Origin of the sequence: Cytobacillus oceanisediminis 2691 (assembly GCF_007678455.1) — a bacterium.
GTDB classification, from domain to species: Bacteria; Bacillota; Bacilli; order Bacillales; family Cytobacillaceae; genus Mesobacillus; species Mesobacillus oceanisediminis_A.
Map to the genome: position 1 here is coordinate 1 of NZ_VEEP01000376.1, position 241 is coordinate 241.

Genomic DNA, 241 nt, shown 5'->3' on the forward strand with positions numbered 1-241 from the left:
CCCATCCCACTTATCAATATCACCACAATCCCAATCTCATCTCCAACACAAACACTCAACCCAACCTACACTCCACTACACCTACAACAACACCCACCACCTCACCCTCCCCCACTTCCACCATCAAACCTATCTCCCCTACTCCTATCACCCAATCCCACCCCCCATCTACCCCCAACAAATCTCTACCAACCATTTCCACTCCCTCAAAAAACCCCACCAAAAACCAAAACCCAAACCC

The 241-nt window shown here is 49.8% G+C and carries 1 protein-coding gene; it reads right to left on the minus strand.

The features are described from left to right. Window positions 1-55: 55 nt before the first annotated feature. Window positions 56-241, minus strand: a 186-nt coding sequence (locus FS736_RS25760) for a hypothetical protein (RefSeq protein ID WP_222125122.1), incomplete at its 5' end; no start/stop codon positions are given.